Origin of the sequence: Microbacterium sp. K24, assembly GCF_004794465.1 — a bacterium.
Lineage (GTDB): Bacteria > Actinomycetota > Actinomycetes > Actinomycetales > Microbacteriaceae > Microbacterium.
The window spans coordinates 18695-35662 of record NZ_SSDJ01000126.1; the positions used below are offsets into that span (position 1 = coordinate 18695).

General features: G+C 64.2%; 17 protein-coding genes. 4 read left to right on the plus strand and 13 right to left on the minus strand.

Going from position 1 to position 16968, the window contains the following annotated elements; genetic code table 11:
• Positions 1-7 precede the first annotated feature (7 nt).
• From DW306_RS12610 to DW306_RS12635, 8 genes are all read right to left on the minus strand, one after another.
• On the minus strand, positions 8-2008 hold the full coding sequence (locus DW306_RS12610; RefSeq protein WP_136055943.1) for a site-specific DNA-methyltransferase: 2001 nt from the start codon (positions 2006-2008) through the stop codon (positions 8-10).
• A 2-nt stretch (positions 2009-2010) separates the two neighbouring features.
• Complete coding sequence (locus DW306_RS12615; RefSeq protein ID WP_136055944.1) at positions 2011-2676, minus strand: DUF4391 domain-containing protein; 666 nt, start codon at positions 2674-2676, stop codon at positions 2011-2013.
• A complete protein-coding gene (locus DW306_RS12620) occupies positions 2673-5927 on the minus strand; it encodes a helicase-related protein (protein ID WP_136055945.1) in 3255 nt (1084 codons plus the stop codon). Before DW306_RS12620 ends, DW306_RS12615 begins: the two co-directional genes overlap by 4 nt.
• 2 nt (positions 5928-5929) lie before the next feature.
• A complete protein-coding gene (locus DW306_RS12625) occupies positions 5930-6112 on the minus strand; it encodes a helix-turn-helix domain-containing protein (protein WP_136055946.1) in 183 nt (60 codons plus the stop codon).
• 179 nt (positions 6113-6291) lie between these two features.
• Positions 6292-6459, minus strand: a complete 168-nt coding sequence (locus tag DW306_RS21325; RefSeq protein ID WP_168429317.1) for a hypothetical protein — start codon at positions 6457-6459, stop codon at positions 6292-6294.
• A 36-nt stretch (positions 6460-6495) separates the two neighbouring features.
• Complete coding sequence (locus tag DW306_RS21720; RefSeq protein WP_275092152.1) at positions 6496-6621, minus strand: hypothetical protein; 126 nt, start codon at positions 6619-6621, stop codon at positions 6496-6498.
• A gap of 147 nt (positions 6622-6768) precedes the next feature.
• Positions 6769-8271 carry a SulP family inorganic anion transporter gene (locus tag DW306_RS12630; RefSeq protein WP_136055947.1) on the minus strand — a complete coding sequence of 501 codons (1503 nt, stop codon included), beginning with the start codon at positions 8269-8271 and terminating at the stop codon, positions 6769-6771.
• 102 nt (positions 8272-8373) lie between these two features.
• Positions 8374-8826, minus strand: coding sequence for a hypothetical protein (locus DW306_RS12635; protein ID WP_136055948.1), 453 nt, complete (start codon positions 8824-8826; stop codon positions 8374-8376).
• Positions 8827-9025: 199 nt separating this feature from the next.
• On the opposite strand from DW306_RS12635, the gene DW306_RS12640 reads away from it, so the two are divergent.
• Positions 9026-9709, plus strand: a complete 684-nt coding sequence (locus tag DW306_RS12640; RefSeq protein ID WP_136055949.1) for a hypothetical protein — start codon at positions 9026-9028, stop codon at positions 9707-9709.
• Between the two features lie 12 nt (positions 9710-9721).
• On the opposite strand, the gene DW306_RS12645 is transcribed toward DW306_RS12640, so the two are convergent.
• Entirely contained in the window at positions 9722-10732 is a 1011-nt protein-coding gene (locus DW306_RS12645) for a G5 domain-containing protein (protein ID WP_136055950.1), read from the minus strand.
• 457 nt (positions 10733-11189) lie between these two features.
• Here DW306_RS12645 and DW306_RS12650 point away from each other — a divergent pair, with 457 nt between their 5' ends.
• Together DW306_RS12650 and DW306_RS12655 are read left to right on the plus strand one after the other, a co-directional pair.
• Entirely contained in the window at positions 11190-12101 is a 912-nt protein-coding gene (locus DW306_RS12650) for a DUF2510 domain-containing protein (RefSeq protein ID WP_136055951.1), read from the plus strand.
• A gap of 175 nt (positions 12102-12276) precedes the next feature.
• Positions 12277-12873 (plus strand): HAD family phosphatase, encoded by a 597-nt coding sequence (locus DW306_RS12655; RefSeq protein ID WP_136055952.1) that lies wholly within the window; start codon positions 12277-12279, stop codon positions 12871-12873.
• A 50-nt stretch (positions 12874-12923) separates the two neighbouring features.
• Here the strand turns inward: DW306_RS12655 and DW306_RS12660 are convergent, their stop codons facing one another.
• From DW306_RS12660 to DW306_RS12675, 4 genes are all read right to left on the minus strand, one after another.
• Positions 12924-13484, minus strand: a complete 561-nt coding sequence (locus DW306_RS12660) for a dihydrofolate reductase family protein (RefSeq protein ID WP_136055953.1) — start codon at positions 13482-13484, stop codon at positions 12924-12926.
• A gap of 107 nt (positions 13485-13591) precedes the next feature.
• Complete coding sequence (locus DW306_RS12665) at positions 13592-14272, minus strand: hypothetical protein (RefSeq protein WP_240747187.1); 681 nt, start codon at positions 14270-14272, stop codon at positions 13592-13594.
• A 10-nt stretch (positions 14273-14282) separates the two neighbouring features.
• Entirely contained in the window at positions 14283-14945 is a 663-nt protein-coding gene (locus DW306_RS12670) for a stage II sporulation protein M (RefSeq protein WP_136055954.1), read from the minus strand.
• A gap of 316 nt (positions 14946-15261) precedes the next feature.
• Positions 15262-15993 (minus strand): GntR family transcriptional regulator, encoded by a 732-nt coding sequence (locus tag DW306_RS12675; RefSeq protein ID WP_136055955.1) that lies wholly within the window; start codon positions 15991-15993, stop codon positions 15262-15264.
• A gap of 115 nt (positions 15994-16108) precedes the next feature.
• Here DW306_RS12675 and DW306_RS12680 point away from each other — a divergent pair, with 115 nt between their 5' ends.
• Positions 16109-16933 (plus strand): 6-phosphogluconolactonase, encoded by an 825-nt coding sequence (locus DW306_RS12680; protein ID WP_136055956.1) that lies wholly within the window; start codon positions 16109-16111, stop codon positions 16931-16933.
• The last annotated feature ends 35 nt before the right edge of the window (positions 16934-16968 follow it).

The following is a 16968-nucleotide window of genomic DNA, read 5'->3' on the forward strand; positions in this document are numbered from 1 at the left end:
GCGGGCCTCAGATCGTTCGGACTTCAGTCTCGGGCGATACCTCGCGGAAGATCTGCTCGGCGTTGATTCGCGCAGCGTCGGTGGCGAAGCCCGCGTCCAAGAAAACAGCTCGCAACGGATGCCGCTCTGCGATCGTCCTCACGAGATCGTCGGAAACGTCGTTGGCGAAGCAAGCGATCAGAGCGTCATCGTCGACAGACAGCACTCGTCGGGAGCCCGCCTCGTTGACCGCGATCGGCGCGGCGAGGTCGAGCCCCCAGTCGAGTAGCACCTGGAAGAGCAGATCCTCGTCGGTCCGGCCCGACTTCACGCTGTCGACAGACTCCGCGAGGGCGATCTGCACCAGGTCGTCTGCCGTTGCAAGCGTGTCGGCCAGGTTTGAGGAGTCTATTTTCAACACGCGAAAACCTCTGTCCAGCATCGGGTCGTCCACCAGGTGCTCGTACACGAGTCGCATTCGCTGCTTCGTGATCTCAGCGACAGTCGCGGGCCGATCCAGGCGCGCGAGGAGACTGATTGCGTTGGTCGTGATCTGTTTCGCCGCGCCTCTCGCCGTCTTGAGCGTCTCGGTCAAATCCTCGGCGATCTGGATGCCAATGAAACGGCAGGAGGAGGTCGCCGCGCCGCGGTTCAGTTCGAGCACAGCCTGCATGGCCGAACCCGACCCCGCGAACATATCGAGGACGGTGTCGTCGCCCGTCACGCCCACGGCACGGTAGATGTCCCGAAGGAGGAACTCATCCTTCGGGTTTGTGAACACCTTCTCGCCGAACAGCGTCGCGAGTCGCTTCGAGGCCGCGCGTCCATCGACATAGCGGATGCTCGTAAGGCTCTGAAACTCGGTGTTCGCGAGGTAAGTCTTGTTGTTCGGGACAGTCGTTTCGTCAGGGCCGAAATGCACCCGTTCCTCGGAAATCCGTTCGCGCATCGCGGCCTCGGGGTAGCGCCACCCGGTCGATGGCATCTTCACGGTCTTCCCGGTGAGAGGATGTGTCACGTCGTAGACGTACTGCCCGTCATTCGGACCAGCGATGTTATCCGGGAAGTACACGCCTCGCGCATCCATCCAGGTGTAGTGCCTACTCGCTGAGACCGGATCACTCGCGGGGAACTGCCTGTACCAGGCCTTCGCCTCTGCGTTGATGGCTGTCCAATCATCGCCGTGCTTCTTCCGAAACCCGTTGAACGCGGCGTAGATCTTGTCGAGGCCCTCCTTCTTCTCGACCCAGTCGCCGGAGTTGGCCTGCCTGTTCTTGACGAAAAAGACGATGTACTCGTGCTGGATGGAGACGTATGCCTGGTCGTTCTTGCTGCTGTTCTTGAGGACAATCTCGCCGACGTAAGAAGCGCCCCCCAGCACTTCTTCGCCGAGTCGCACGAGGCTCGCATGCTCGTTCTCATCGATAGAGACGACGAGAACACCATCGTCAGTCAACAGATTCTTCGCGAGCTTGAGACGGGGGTACATCATGCTCAGCCAGTCGGAATGGAAGCGGCCGTTCGCTTCGGTATTCGCGACGAGACGGTCACCGGTGCCCGACTTTTGACCCGATCGGGCGAGGTACTCGGCGCTCGACTCCGCGAAGTCGTCATCGTAGACGAAGTCGTTGCCGGTGTTGTAGGGCGGGTCGATGTAGATCAGCTTGACTTTGCCGAGGTACGACTCCTGGAGGAGCTTGAGGGCCTCCAGGTTGTCACCCTCGATGAACAGGTTCTTCGTCGTATCGAAGTCGACAGATTCGTTGCGCGCGGGTCGCAGCGTCTTGGCGATTGGCGCGTTCGCTGCGAACGCGGCGGCTCGCTTACCGGGCCAGTCGAGCTGGTAGCGCTCCTGCGGTCCCTCAACGATGTGGTCGGCGAGTTCCTGGCGGAGCAGGTCGAAGTCAATGGAACGACGGGGGGCGCCGCTTTCATCAGCTGACTCTGTGACCACAGTCGGAAAGAGTTCCGCGAGCTTCTCGATGTTTGCCTGGGTGAGGTCGGGGGACATCATTCGGAGCTTCTCCATGGTCACTTCTGCTCTTCCAGTTCTGCTTGCTTCAACTTCAACATTCGACGCAGCTCGATCTTTCGATTGAGCTGGGGCTCCGAGCGGATCTTGCGCTCGAGCCTGGCAATCTCCCGCTGCAGTCGGCGCACCGCTTCCAGTCTCAAGCCAATATCAGACATCTCTTCGCCTGCTCGAGTTTCGATGGGGGTCAGTGGCGCGATGAGCGCGAAGTAGAGGGCGGACAACGAGATCGCGGTCGGCAAGGGTACGCGTTCGTCATCCGACGGCATCCAACGCGTCGAGTAGTACGCCGGCGTCTTCGACGTTCCCGTGCCCCACAGCTTGTGGGCGGCAACCATCCGAACCTCGCGGCGTCCCGCTGCTTCGCGGGTGATCTCGAAGACGATCGGATTTGGAATTACCTTGTCGATGACGGCTAGCACCCCGTCGGCAACATCGTCGCTCTTGCTGTCGATCTGGAAGACCTCGATTTCGGGCACGGCGGGTGTGCTCGGCAGATTGATGGTTTCCTCGGCGAGTTTGTGTGTCCATGTGATGCGCTGAACGTCGGTCACCATCTTCTCGCGCAGCGAAGCAGTCACCGGGCCGTTCTCATAGAGCTTCTCCTTCGGCACGCGGGCACCGAAGCGGCTGGCGGCCGGCCACAGGTAGAGGACATCGGTCATGGCGTTGCCACCGGATTGACCACAGCGATGAAGGCGATCAGCTCAAAGTCGTCGAGCCCTGCGATCTGTTGGGTGAGGGCGGTGGTGTGCCCGCCGCGGAAGAGGCTGTCGATATCGCGCTCTTCGGTGACATCGATCATCGAGCGGATCGCATCCGTCAGAAGTGCCGAGTACTTGCTCATATCCGAACCCTCGTGAGTGGCCTCATTGAAGATTCGGGTGACCTCAGCGACGGGCTCATCGTACGGGCGCGATCCCGTCCGGACGAGGTCGAGGAGTCGCTTCGCTTCGGTGTGGTCGGCGATGACCTCACCACTGTCGTCCACATAGACGAGGTAGTGCGGGTGCAGCCGGTTCCCGCGGTTCACAGCAGGGTCGGCGTTGACGTTCTTCAACGCGAAGATCACGCCGGGCAGCAGTCCCGTAGAAGCGTCCGCGGGGATGACGGCGTGCAAACCTCGTGGGGCTGTCGCGATGTCGCCGTACTCGTCCATGTAGGCGAGTAGGTCCATCCGGAAGTCATTAAGACCGAGATCTGTGATCGACACACCCGCACGCACGTCCTCGAGCTCGATGTTGTCGCTCTGCAGCTTGCGAAGCTGCTCCTTGCGGAACGTGGCATCCGAGTCGTCAGGGTTCAGCACGTTATCATCGGCCGAGCCAGCGAGATCGGCGATGACCATTCGGTTCTCTACGCGCTCCTTGAGGTTGATGTACTCGTCGAGTGAGATGTCAGGCCAGAAGTTGATGAGCTGGATGATCTCGTTCGTCGACCCGATGCGGTCGATACGGCCGAACCGCTGGATGATGCGCACCGGATTCCAGTGGATGTCGTAGTTTACGAGGTAATCGCAGTCCTGAAGATTCTGCCCCTCGCTGATCACGTCCGTGCCGATCAGCACATCGATATCGCGCGTCTCATTGGGCATCGTGAGGTGCCGCTGCTTGGATCGCGGGGAGAACATCGACATGATCTGCTGGAAGTCGAATCCCGTGCCGAGCGTTGACTTCGCGCCGTGGCTGCCGCCGGTGATGACGGCGCTCTCGAGCCCTGCCATCTGCAGCGTCGGCGCGAGTTCGCGGTACAGATAGTTCGCTGTGTCGGCGAAGGCGGAGAAGATCAGCACTTTCCGGTTGTCGGGATTGAGTGGATGTTCCGCCTTCTGCTGCACAATGTCGCGGAGCCTGCGCAGCTTGAGATCGTGCTCAGGAGTCACCTTCCGCATCTCGTCGAGTAGTTCGCGGAGAGTCTCACGATCGTTCCAGAGGTCTCGTTGCCACGATGCGACGTCGATATCGTCGATGTCGATCCTGATCTTCTCGCCGAACGACAGTGCCTCGACGTTGGCGTCCTCGTCATCATCGAGGTCGAAGTCGAGATCGTCCAGGTCGCGGATCTCAGGAAGTGACCCCGTATGGTTGCTGAGTCGCGTGAGGGTGTTGCGGACGGCATCCTCGATCTTCGTCAGCGTGAGGCGGAAGGCCTCGACCGAGCTCTCGAGCCGCTTCAGCAGATTCACCGTCATCAGCTTCTTCAGGCCCTCCTCGCGCCCCTTCTGGCCGAGGTTCGAGCGGGCGTTGCCGACCGTGACGTTGTAGAGATCTTCGTACTTGCTGATGCGACTCGGAAAGACGTACCGAAGCGGGGTGTAGACCGCGAGCTCGAGGGCTTGAAGTTGCTCGAAGATGTCGTTGAACGAGGGAACCTCCGCAAGATCCGTGAGTGGTTCGCGGATGGATGCCGGAGGCAGGCGTCTCGGGAAGGCGCCGATCTCGCTCATGTCGTAGAACGCCTGAATGTGTTTGCGGGAGCGTGCGATGGTCACTGCGTCGAGCAGTTCGAAAAAGTCGAAGTCGAGCATCTGCAGAATCCGACCGGCGGTGCGCTCTTCGGTGGGGAGCTTCGACCAGTCGTTGAAGACGATCTGCGCGTCACGGAAGACCCGCTCGACCGACGTCGAGAGCGTGAGCTTGGCAGCGAGTGTGTCACTCTCACCTTCGTAGGCGAGCTGCAGCTGATTCTTCAGGTCGTTGAATCGGTTGTTCACGGGCGTAGCCGAGAGCATCAGCACCTTTGTCTTCACGCCCTCGCGGATGACTTGCCTCATCAGTCGCTGGTAGCGCGACTCCTTCTCTTCGGCGTAGTCGGCGTTTCGGAAGTTGTGCGACTCGTCGATGACGACCAGGTCGTAGTTTCCCCAGTTGATGCGATCGAGCCGCAGTCCGAGGGACTCTCCTCGGGTGCGAGACAGATCGGTGTGCGCGAGAACGTCGTAGTTGAAGCGGTCGCTCGCGAAGATGTTCGTCGTGAGGTTGGCGTTGTAGTTCGTCCAGTTCTCCGCGAGCTTCTTCGGAGCGAGGACGAGCACCGACTTGTTCCGCAGCTCGTAGTACTTGATCACCGCCAGGGCAGTGAACGTCTTTCCCAGTCCGACGCTATCGGCGAGGATGCATCCGTTGTAGGTCTCGAGCTTGTTGATGATGCCGGTCGCGGCATCCTGCTGGAAGTTGTACAGGCTCTGCCAGACCTTGGTGTCCTGATATCCGGTGCGATCGTTCGGGAGCACATCTTCGCTGATGTCATCGAGGAACTCGGCGAAGATGTTGTAGAGGATCAGGAAGTAGATGCGCGCCGGCGAGTTCTCCGCGTACACGCTCGCGATGTGGTCGTAAACGGCCTGCGTGACGTCGTTGAGCTGGCCCGGGCTCGCCCAGATCTGGTCGAACAGGTTGAGGAAGCTACTTGCTTCTGGGGCAGCTTCGAACTTCGTGACCATGTTGGAGACGGCATTGCCGCGCTCGTAGCCGAGGTCGGCAGTAGTGAAGCCCTGCAGCGGCATGTACGCGGCACGGTCGTCGACCACGGCGAACTGCTGCATCTGGTGCCCACTGGCGTTCGACCGAAACGTCACCTTCTCGCGCACCCAGGCTGCGCACTCACGCGCGATCGCACGCTGCGTCAACTGATTGCGGAGCCGAACCTCGAACTCGGAGCCGTAGAGCGACGACTCTGCGTGAGGGATGAAGAACTCACGGCGGTCCTTGAGCAGCTTGTCAGTCGCCTGGCCGTTGGTGAACGACGGCGAGGTGAAGATGAACTCGAGCTCCTCTAAATGCTCGAGCTCTTTGCGCAATGCTTCGAAGGCGAAGATCGAGAACGTCGAGGCCGCGATGCGGACCTTCGAGCCGCGGCCGATCTCTGCTTTGAGATCGTCGCCTAACAGGTCGGAGACGTTGTCGATGATCCGCACGGTCAGGCGCCGACCTTTGCGCCGCCGCCACGTACCCAGTCGTCGACTTCACTTGCCTGAAATTTCCAGAGGCGACCGACCTTGTGAGCCGGCATTCCCTTGTTGGTGATCCAGGCGTAGATCGTGTCCTTGGTCACGCCCAGGTAATCCGCGATGTCGTCGGCAGAGAGCCATGGTTCAGACACGCGGACTCCTCGAGGCAAGTTCAGCCGGATCTTTCCGGATGTGTCTGAGACTAGCGGGTTAAGGCCCGACGTCGGCGGAGTCGCTCGACAGACTATCGGGATCCGCCGCCGTCGGCAGCGGCGATGCAGCGGAAGCGGTGCGACTTGCCGAGTAAGTCCAGTGTCTCTAGGCAAGCGGCTCAGACGAAGTTCTGCCCGGCATCGCTGCATAGCTCAAACGTGATTGGCGGGCGGACGGAGTTCGAGAGCGCCACCGACAGATCCTGCTCCACCCCGCTGTGCTGCATCAAGGCGTCGAGCAGCCGTTCGTACTTGTCGTAGTCGCGGCTGAGCGTGAACGAGGCCATGCGTCGGTGGAACCGGGCGCTGCCCTCGCAGACCCATCACGGCGCGAACTGACCCAGCCGCTTGGACTCGGGTGGCGCGAGCGCGGCAGTGAACGCGGCGTCCCACGCGCCCTCCGTCGAGGAGAGCACATCCTCCCAGTGTGCGGCGACGTTCTTCGGCACTGCGTGGTCATCAACGGCGGAATGGACGTAGTCGCAACCGGCGCCGCGCGCTTGTTCTTCTTTGTCTGCGTCGAGTTTCGGCAGCGGATCACAGGCAGGCGAGCGATCTTCCCCACTATGCTCTCGCACTTGCAGCCGTGCTGCGCCCTACTCGAACCCGCCCGTCAGCCTTCCCCGCATCCGCTGACTGCTCTCGTTCATCCCGACGATCTCCACCGTCTTCCCCAACCCCACATACTTCGTCTCAATCGCATCCAACGCGGCAACCGTCGACGCATCCCACACATGCGACCCCGACAGATCAATCACGACACGACCCGGATCGTCCGAGTAAGAGAACAACGTCGTCAGATCATTGCTCGAGGCGAAGAACAGCTCCCCCTCCACGACATACGTCGCAGCATCCCCCGACGCCGACAGAGAACGAGTAACCGTCACGAAGTGCGCCACTCGCCGCACGAACAGCACCGACGCGACCAGCACCCCTCCCACAACCCCGACCGCCAGATTGTGGGTCACCAAGACCAGAAGAACAGTAGAGATCATCACGAAGGTCTCGCTCTTCGGCATCCGCTTCAACGTCGATGGACGCACGCTGTGCCAGTCGAACGCTCCGATCGCGACCATGATCATCACGGCCACGAGGGCCGCCATCGGGATCGTCCCGACGAAGTCGCCGAACACCACGACCAACACGAACAGGAACACCCCGGCGCAGAACGTCGAGATGCGGGTCCGCGCCCCTGATGCCTTCACGTTGATCATCGTCTGACCGATCACGGCGCAGCCGCCCATGCCGCCGAGGATCCCCGACAGCACGTTCGACACTCCCTGCGCCCACGCCTCGCGTCCCTTGCGCGAGTGGGTGTCGGTGATCTCGTCGACGAGCTTCGCGGTGAGCAGCGACTCCAGCAGCCCGACCACCGCGACACCGAGCGCGAACGGAGCGATGATCGTGAACGTCTCCCACGTCAGCGGAACGTTCGGGATGAACAGCTCCGGCAGGCTGCGAGGCAGTTCGCCCTGATCGCCGACCGTCGGCACGGTGATCGCGAACGCCAGCACGACGCCCGTCACGATCACGACCGACACGAGCGGAGCCGGCACGATCTTGGTGATCTTCGGCATCACGATCATCACGATGATCCCGAGCGCCACCAGCGGATACACCAGCCACGGCACATCGATCAGCTGCGGGAACTGCGAGCTGAACACGAAGATCGCCAGCGCGTTCACGAACCCGACCATGACGCTGCGGGGGATGAACCGCATCAGTTTCGCGACGCCGAGCACCCCGAGGATCACCTGGAACACCCCGGCGAGGATCACCGTTGCGATGAAGTAGTCCAGCCCGTACGTCGGCGCGACCGGAGCGATCACCAGCGCCACGGCTCCGGTCGCCGCGGTCACCATCGCCGGACGTCCGCCGAGGAACGCGATCGACACCGCCATGATGAACGACGAGAACAGCCCCACCTTCGGGTCGACCCCGGCGATCACCGAGAACGCGATCGCCTCGGGGATCAGCGCGAGTCCGACGACGAGTCCGGCCAGCACCTCGCGGGTCAGCATCCGCGGATTCTTCAGCGCCTGAAGCACTGTGGGATTCGCCCGATAGCGGGCACGATCATCGACCGTCGTTGCAGACATGGGAGCTCCAGGGAAGGGCGCCCCGAGAGGTGGGGCAGACGATCCAGCCTAGGGCGGATGCCGCGTGCAGACTGGCTCAGCGCAGTCGACCCACCGGTTCGGTCAGCCCTGTTTCCGTCGGGCGATCTCGTCCGCGACCTTCTGCACGTCGGCGGGATCCGCATCACGGGCGAGCGCGACGTAGTGGTCCATGACCGCCGGACGATAGCGCACGGGCATCGTCTGTCCGGGGGCGAGGCGGGTGAGCTCGGTGATCGTGAGGTCTTCGTCGGCGATGCCGCGGAACGAGATGCCGTCGGTGGTGTCGACGTCGAGCATCAGGACGACGCGGGGGCTGCCGTCGCTGCTGACCTCCCGCCAGTCGACGAGGACGCCGATCGCGAGCGCTCCCGCGCGGAGTTCTGCGTTGCGCTTGCGAGCCTCACCGCTCAGGAGCGGGTTCGGGGCGACGCCCGGGAACTCAGGACCGACACCGAGCGATTCCCGGCTCAGGTCGGGTCGGAGCTGCTCCATCAGATCGTTGAGGCTGATCTTCTGTTTCTTCTTACCGAACATGCTGATCCCTCCCTCAGGCGGACGGCGAAAGCTCGAGCCGTCGTTCCTCCCGCACCGCGATTCTAGGGGGCCGCTGCACGAGCAATCTTGCGCGAACCCTGACTCCACTAGTGTCAAAAGCGACCGAGCATGAGGCTCGGCGGCGCGCAAACGGGGACCATTCATGTCGGATGACGACGTCCAATACGAGACCAGAGAAGTGCATGCTGTGCGAGGCATGGAGGCTCGATCGAGAGCAAAGGCAGAGGCCGAGGGGTGGGAGTTCGTTGCGGAGCGGCGACGTTCCGCGATCCAGACCACTCTGACGTTTCGTCGCCCGAAGACGAAGATTCCGCGCAAGGCGTGGATCATCGGCGGTGCCGCAGCGGCGCTTCTCATCGCGATCATCGTCACCGGCGCGACGCTGGAACGCATGAATCAGCCGACGGCGGATGAGGCGTCGAGTCCGAAGCCGACGACAGCGTCAGAGTCGACAGCGCCCGAGACGGCGCAGCCGCAGCCGACCTCGACACCTGACCCCGCGCCTGTGGTGTCTGACGTGACGGACGCCGAAGTGCTCGACGCTTTCAACGCCTACTTCACCGAGCGTGCGGCGACCGGCGTCATGGTCGGGAAGGCCGTCACCGGAGTGACCTTCTCGGGCGGGGTGGTGACGGTCACATTCGACCCAGCCGCAGCGGGAGTCACTCCCGCAGACTTCGACGCGTTCAACCCCTTCGACAATCTCGCCAACTTCGCCGCGACACCCGTCGCATTCAACGACGACATCGGGAATCGGCTTCGCCCCGTGATCGACTCGATCGTCACGGTGCGCGCGGACGGCATGCCGCTCGGGACCTTCTCCCGTACCGACATCCTGGCTCTGAACGAGTTGGAGAAGTAGGCGGGCACGTCGCTAGTCGCAGGCGATCCCGTCACCATCTCGGTCGAGTTCGTAGACGTCTTGTCCGATGACGCTGAGCGGACCGCGCACGTACGAAGGCCCATTGCCGCCACCGCCATCGCAATCCACGTCGGAATCGAAGGGAACGCAGACTCCCGAATAGCTCGGATGGCAGCCACCCCCGGTCTGCGCGAACGGCACCGGAGCGGGAGGTGGAGCCGGCTGACGCGTCCCGGTGGACGTGACCTCGTTCACCGGCGCGAGAGTCACGACCTCGCTGGCGACTTCCCGCGAGACCTCTCTCCCGTCCACGTACTTCACCCGATACGTCGTCACCTTCGTGCCGGCGACTCCCGCCGTCGTGATGAGTACCTGCCCGACGTCGATGTTGGGATCATCCACCGCGGCGCGCTCGAAGGGAATCACCGCGGTCTCCTCCACCACCTCGAAGGTCGTCGGTTTGGGCGAGGGCGATGGCTTCTCGGTCGGTGCGGACACGAGGGGCTTGGCCTCCGACGAGGTGCCCGGGTCAGCAGGATTCGACCCCGGACCTCCGAGGGCAGCGTTCGCTGCGGTCCCCCCGAACATCAACGCGAGCGCGATACCGAGCGCAGCCCAGGCCGCACCCCTTGAGCGCACGCGGAAGAGCTTGGCTGACCCGCGCACGATGCCGTAGATCGCGACGAAGAACAGCACGAATCCGGCGAGCATCAGAATCGCCCCGAGGCTCCGCGTGAGCAGTGTGATCGGCAGGATGACTCCGCCGACGATCAGCGCCACCGTCCGTGTAGGCGACTTGGCCGCACCCGGCGCCGCCACCGCGACGGGTGCCTGGCCGAGCGGAGCAGTGTGCTCCGTCCACTGAACCCCATCCCACCATCGTTGCTGCGCGGGCTGGTTCGGGTCGGTGTACCAACCCTGAGGTGTCTCTGGCATCGTTGCCGACTTTCTGCTCGGGTACGGATGAACAGTACCGATATATCGGGAGGAGCAATGTCTCGATTTGATCGTCCTGTGCTCCATGTATCAGGAGCTCCGATCGGGCGCTCCTGATACATAGAGCGTCGGAGATCCGGCGCGCGATGCAAAGGAGCACCAACATGCGAGTCCCCGCCTACCACTCAAGTAATGCCAGCGATCCCGACGTCCACCACGTGTACGACGACTGCATCAGCGGTCGGCAGATTCCGCGTCACAACCGACTGCCTGGAACTGGCGGATATCGGATGTGCGAACACTGTCGCCAGCGCTGACATGGGTCGGCGGATCGTCGACGGTAACTCGACGATCCGTCGGCGTTCGCGTACGCGCTCAGAGAATAAAGGTGGAGCCTTAGCTGCCGGGGCCCCCATTATTTGCGTCGGGGCGTTCCGGCGACGATCAACCGGCCGGAGCGAACTGTTTTGGGCCCCGAGGTATCCGTCATAACGAACCGGCAACAGCGCACAGCTGGCTCACAGGTTTCTGCCAGGATGAGCGCATGACAACACCGAATGACACCCCTGCTGGCTGGTACGACGACGGTTCTGGCCGTCAGCGCTGGTGGGACGGTCAACAGTGGGGAAACTTCGCCGATGAGGCGAATGCTTCGGCTCCCGCAACGACCGCAGCCCCGATCGCTCCCGCGGCTGATAGCCCGAAGAAGCTCAACGTCCTCGCTCTCGTCTCCGCCATTGTCGGTGTGATCGGCTTCATCTTCGCGTGTATCCCCGGCGCTCTAATCGTCGGCTGGATTCTCCTGCCGATTGCTTTCATCCTGAGCATCGTGTCGCTGTTCCTCAAGGGCGACAAGAAGTGGCTCGGCATCGTGGGTCTGGTGCTCTCGATCGTCGGCACGATCGTCGGAGTGGTCGTCTTCCTGGGGGTCATCGCCACCGCCGCTGACGAGGCATTCGGCGGCGGTGACACGATGGTCACCCAGCCTGAGACGTCGGACGAGGCGGAAGAGCCGGCAGAAGAAGAAGCGCCGGCGGATGCCGCGCAGGGCACTCGCGAGAACCCGTACCCGGTTGGCTCCGAGATCAGCAACAGCGACTGGACCGTCGTCGTCAACTCGATCAATCCGGATGGCAACGCCGTCGTCTCGGCGGAGCAGTTCAACGAGCCGGCTCCCGCAGGTTCTCACTACGAGATCGTCAACTACACGGTCACATACAAGGGAGCTGAGTCCAGCTACGGCGCCGAGGTCATGGTTGCCTATGTGACTTCTGCAGGAAACGTCATCAACAGCTACGACAACCTGGTCATCCTCTCGGACGGTTTCAGTCTCGACGAGCTCTACACCGGCGCCTCTGCCACAGGTTCCGTTGCCTTCCTGGTGCCGGACGGGGAGACTGCTCTCCTTCGGGTGACTCCCGGCATCCTGGCCGATGAGGTCTTCATCAAGCCTTGAGGTGCGCACGATAAGAAGCCCTGGTCTGCAGACGCAGACCAGGGCTTCTATGCATCAGCGACAGCTGCCGCGCGCAGGCCGATTGAGACTTCCCATGCGCAGCCCGGTCATATCTCGCTGAGACGCAGGGGTCGCACCCCGATCGCCAACGGCAGGACATGCCTATCGTGGTTCCATGCCTTCCATCCGTGCGGTGCTGTTCGACCTCGACGGCGTCATCCGCCATTTCGACTCCGAGCACACCACGGAGATCGAGCGCCGGTACGGCTTCGATCCGGGAACCATCACCGCTGTCGCCTTCGAGCCGGACGTGCTCGAACAGGTGACGACCGGGGTCATCTCGCGCCGCGCGTGGGTCGACCGTGTCGGCGAGACGCTGGGTTCCGCCGAGGCGGCCGAGGAGTGGGGGCGTCAGCCCTCCGACCTCGACGCGCAGGTGCTCGCCGTCGCGGATGATCTTCGTGCCGCCGGCATCCGCACCGCCATCCTCACCAACGGCACCGACACGATCGCGGCCGAAGCCGAGGAACTCGGACTCCACCATCGCTTCGAAGCGATCTTCAACTCGGCGGAGATCGGCTGGGCGAAGCCCGACGCTCGCGCGTTCCAGCACGTGCTCGACGCTCTCGGGCTCGCGGCATCCGAGGTGTTCTTCACCGATGACTCCGCCGGCAAGCTCGCGGGCGCGGAAGAACTGGGGATGCCGACACATCACTTCACGTCAGTGGACGGCCTCCGCGGTGCGCTGCGCGACGCCGGTATCGATTTCTGACACGCGTTTCGTCTCGCTTCGCTCGCTCGACGACCGGCGGGGGACGGGGCTCACACCCGCGGCCGGTACCTCTGCACCACGACCCCCGACGCGAACTCCTGCCGCCCGACCAACTCCAACTCGATCCGCTCCCGTAACCCGTCGAACAGCCGCGGTCCGCTCCCGGCGAGCACCGGGTGTACGGCGAAGACGTACTCGTCGATGAGCCCGAGATCAGCGAGCGCCAGGGGGAGAGTGACCCCACCGACCGACAGCTCCGTGCCCGGCTCTTCCTTCAACCGCCGAACCGCCTCGCCCACATCCCCCTGCACCAGCTCGGCGTTCCAGTCGACCTCGGCCAACGTGCTCGAGACCACATACTTCTTCGTCTTGTCGATGGCCTCTGCGAACCGCACCTCTGACTCATCCATCCAGTCGGGCCACACGCCATCCGCCGGACGCCGCCAGGCCGATTCCATCATCTGGTACGTCACGCGGCCGTAGATCTCAGCATCCGCTCGTTCCATCTCGGCGGTCCAGAAGTCCATGAACTCCTCGTCAGGAGTGAGCCCCGCCTCGTGATGCACGCTTCCGTCGAGCGTGACGTTGATCGCGTAGCGCAGTGGTCTCATGGGTCGCTCTCCTTCGATGCACACCGGACTCTTCCGGACGCTACCAGACGCCTGATCGCGAGCGTTTCGTCTCGCTTCGCTCGCTCAACGACCGGGTGGGGTGTCCCTCAATTGCCGAGGCCGTCGAGCATCCAGTTGTAGCGCAGGCGGAGCCCGCGCTCCATGCTGGCCAACGCCGCACCGGCGCCGAGGGTGATGTTGAGCCACAGGGGCAACTGGATGGGGGAGACGAACGTGCCGAAGCGCTCCGCGATGGGCGGGATCTCGGAGAGCACCTGCACCAGTTGCGGCACGTTGACTCCCACGCCGACGAGCAGGACGACGATCGCGACAGCGGCGATCCACCGGCTCGCGACCGGGTGCGTCTGCTCGAGTCGGAGACGGCGACCGATCGCCGACCTCGGATGCGGGGTGAGGCGGCGCTCGGATCGGTCGGGCGTGACGTAGTGCATCCGCCGGAGGCCGTACGTCCCTGCCCGCACTTCGATCACGCCACCCTCGACCGCGAACCTCGCCGGCAGCTTGGACACGACGGCCTGCGCCCCGTCGCGATAGAGGTGGGCACGAGGATCGCCGTCGTCGTGGGTCCGCACGTCCACCGCATAGATCACATCCGGCCCGCTCGGCCGCGGCACGGCCAGCGAGAACAGCTTCCGACCGGTCACCAGATGCCACCAGCGGAAAGGCCGGAGCGGACTCCCGTCTCCTCGCTTCTGACGGCGGGGCATCGTTCCGTCATCGGCATCGCCGAGCATGCCGAGCGCGTCGAAATCGTCTTCGTCGAACACGGACATCACCTCAGAGCAGCAGCTGAGAGAGCGGGTACACCAGGTAGCGCAGCGAGTACGCCTCCCAGACGGCTCCGATGACGAGCAGCACGAGCGCCGGCAGCGCGAGCAGACCCAGCTGACGGAGGCCCCGCAGATATCCCTGGCGCCGGTTCTCCGCCCCCGCCGTGCGCGGGAAGAGCCAGTACTTGCCGATCAGGAAAGCACCCAGCAGGAACAGCACGTAGGCCTGCAGCTCGATCAGGAAGGTCAGCGAGTGCGGGATGAGCGCGACCCAGCCCGTGTCCGAGCTCGGGACCAGAGTGATCCCGGTGGTCACCGCCCAGTACCCGAAGAACGCGAGTCCCGCGAACGGCACGATCAGCGACGGCAGCACGATGGTCAGAGCGCTGAGGCGGAAGAGATTCACACCGAGGATCGTCAGGGCGAACAGCGGAGGCGTGTTGACCAGCCAGCGCACGAGCTCGCCGGTTCCGTCCTCCTCCAACCCCGCGGCTTCGGCGGCCACGAGGTCGGGGAAGATCATCCCGATGACGAAGCCGAGGAGAGCGAGCCCGTAGGCCGCCGCGTTGAGGATGAGGTAGACGCGCATGTTCTCGCGCACGACACGGAAGGGCCGCCGCCAGAAGCGCACGGGCTCGGGCGGAGCGATGGAGATCTGCTGAATGGACATGCTTCCATCGCACTCCCTCGTCGGCAGCGTGCCCAGTGCCCCCGTGTCACCGGAACGAGTGACAAAAGTCCCGCTTCGGCATCCCGGCGCCGGGGGTGAGGGGTCATCGGCCGCGCGGATATGCCGCCGGGGCGCGGAAGAGAGCGCGTGCGCTTCGAAAGGAGATGTGCGCTTCGGAAGGACGTCATGCTGACATCCGTCCTCGCGAAGCGCACATCCCCTCACGAGAGGTCGGATGCTGCGACGACGGTGCACCCGGAGCCGCGACGCATCGACAAGCTCAGCGACTCAGGCGCGGCTCAGCGACCCGAAACCCCTACCGCCGCAGCATGGTGCTGTAGAACCGGTACACGTTCGCCCGGTACCGGGTCGACCCGATGAGGATCGGCCTCCCCACCGCATCGAACGCCGTCTCGGCCCCGAGCAGCAGCGGACTCCCCACCGGCACCTCGAGCAGCTCGGCCTCGCGCTCATCCGCGCCGATCGCCTCGACGACGAAGTTCGACCGCGCCGGCTCTGTGCCCAGAGCGCCCATCTCGGCATACAGGGACGTGTCGGAGAGGTCGACGTCTTCGATGCCGGGGGTGCGCTCGAGCAGGATCACGGTGTGATCGATGCAGATCGGCGTCTCGCCGAGCGACCGCAGCCGCTCGACCTCGACGACCGGACTCAGCGGACCCGTCTGCAGCTGCTGCGCCTCGTCGAGCGTCGCCTCGCGCACGACGTGCGACAGCACCCGCGTGCCCGGCACGACCCCGCGGCGCCGCGCCATCTCGGTGAAGCTGATGAGCGTGCGGGGCGGCTCGCCCAGCGGCGCCTCGTTCACGAACCATCCGGATTGCGGCGCGGGGCTGACCAAGCCCTCCTCGGCCAGCGCGGCGAGAGCGCGCCGCACCGTCGTGCGGCTCACCTGCAGCCGTTCGACGAGGTCCCGCTCGCTCGGCAGCCGTCCGGTGGAGGTGAAGGTCCCCGCCCGCACGAGACGCCGGAGCTGATCGGCCGCGGCATCCGCCACTCCTGCGCCCGCCCGACGGGCCTCGTTCGTCATGCTCCTACGCTACGACCAATCTAGTATTTTGGTCTAATCTGGTCCATTTTGGTCTCTCGATCGTGTCCGATCGCCCTACAGTGATCACGCCACCCCCCACGAGAAGAGAACCGCCGTGACCCTGCCCCACTCCATCAGCTCGACCGTCGATGAGCTGAGCGCGACGCTCGCGACGCAACTGATCGAGTCCCTCGCGAACGCCGCGGATGAGGGCCGCCTGCTGATCGTCGGCATCCCCGCCGGCCGTACCCTCACTCCGGTGATCGACGCGCTCGCCGCGCAGCTGCGCGAGACGCCCCGCGACCTCGGCCACGTGCGCCTCGTGCTCATGGACGACTACGCGATCCCCGCCGGCGACGGCTGGACGGCTCCTCCCGTGACCGCCCACTACAGCTGCCGCCAGTACGGCGAGCAGGTCATCGCAAAGCTCAGCGACGCCGTGAAGCCCCACACCGGCATCGGCGTCGCCCACCTCTGGTCGCCCGATCCCGCCGACCCCGAGGCTTACGACGGCCGGATCGCGGATGCCGGCGGCATCGACATCTTCTACGTCGCCGTCGGCTCCTCCGACGGGCATGTGGCCTTCAACCCTCCCGGCACGCCGCTCGACAGCCGCACCCGCATCATCCCGCTCGCCGACTCCACGCGCCGCGACAACCTCGGCACCTTCCCCGAGTTCGACTCGCTCGACGACGTGCCGACCCACGGCGTGAGCGTCGGCCTCGCGACCCTCTCCGACGCCCGCCGCGTCGAGATCGTCGTGCACGGCGCCGGCAAAGCTCCCTCGGCGGCGCGACTTCTCGCCGCCGAGGGGTTCCACCCCGAGTTCCCCGCGACGTTCGCGTACGAACACGGCGATGTGCACGTGAACCTCGACCGCGACGCCGCGAGCCTCCTTCCCGAGGCGGCCGCCGACGCCACGGCATCCGCCCCGCAGTAGCACCCCGCAGCACCCGAACCCGCCCCGCCTGCATC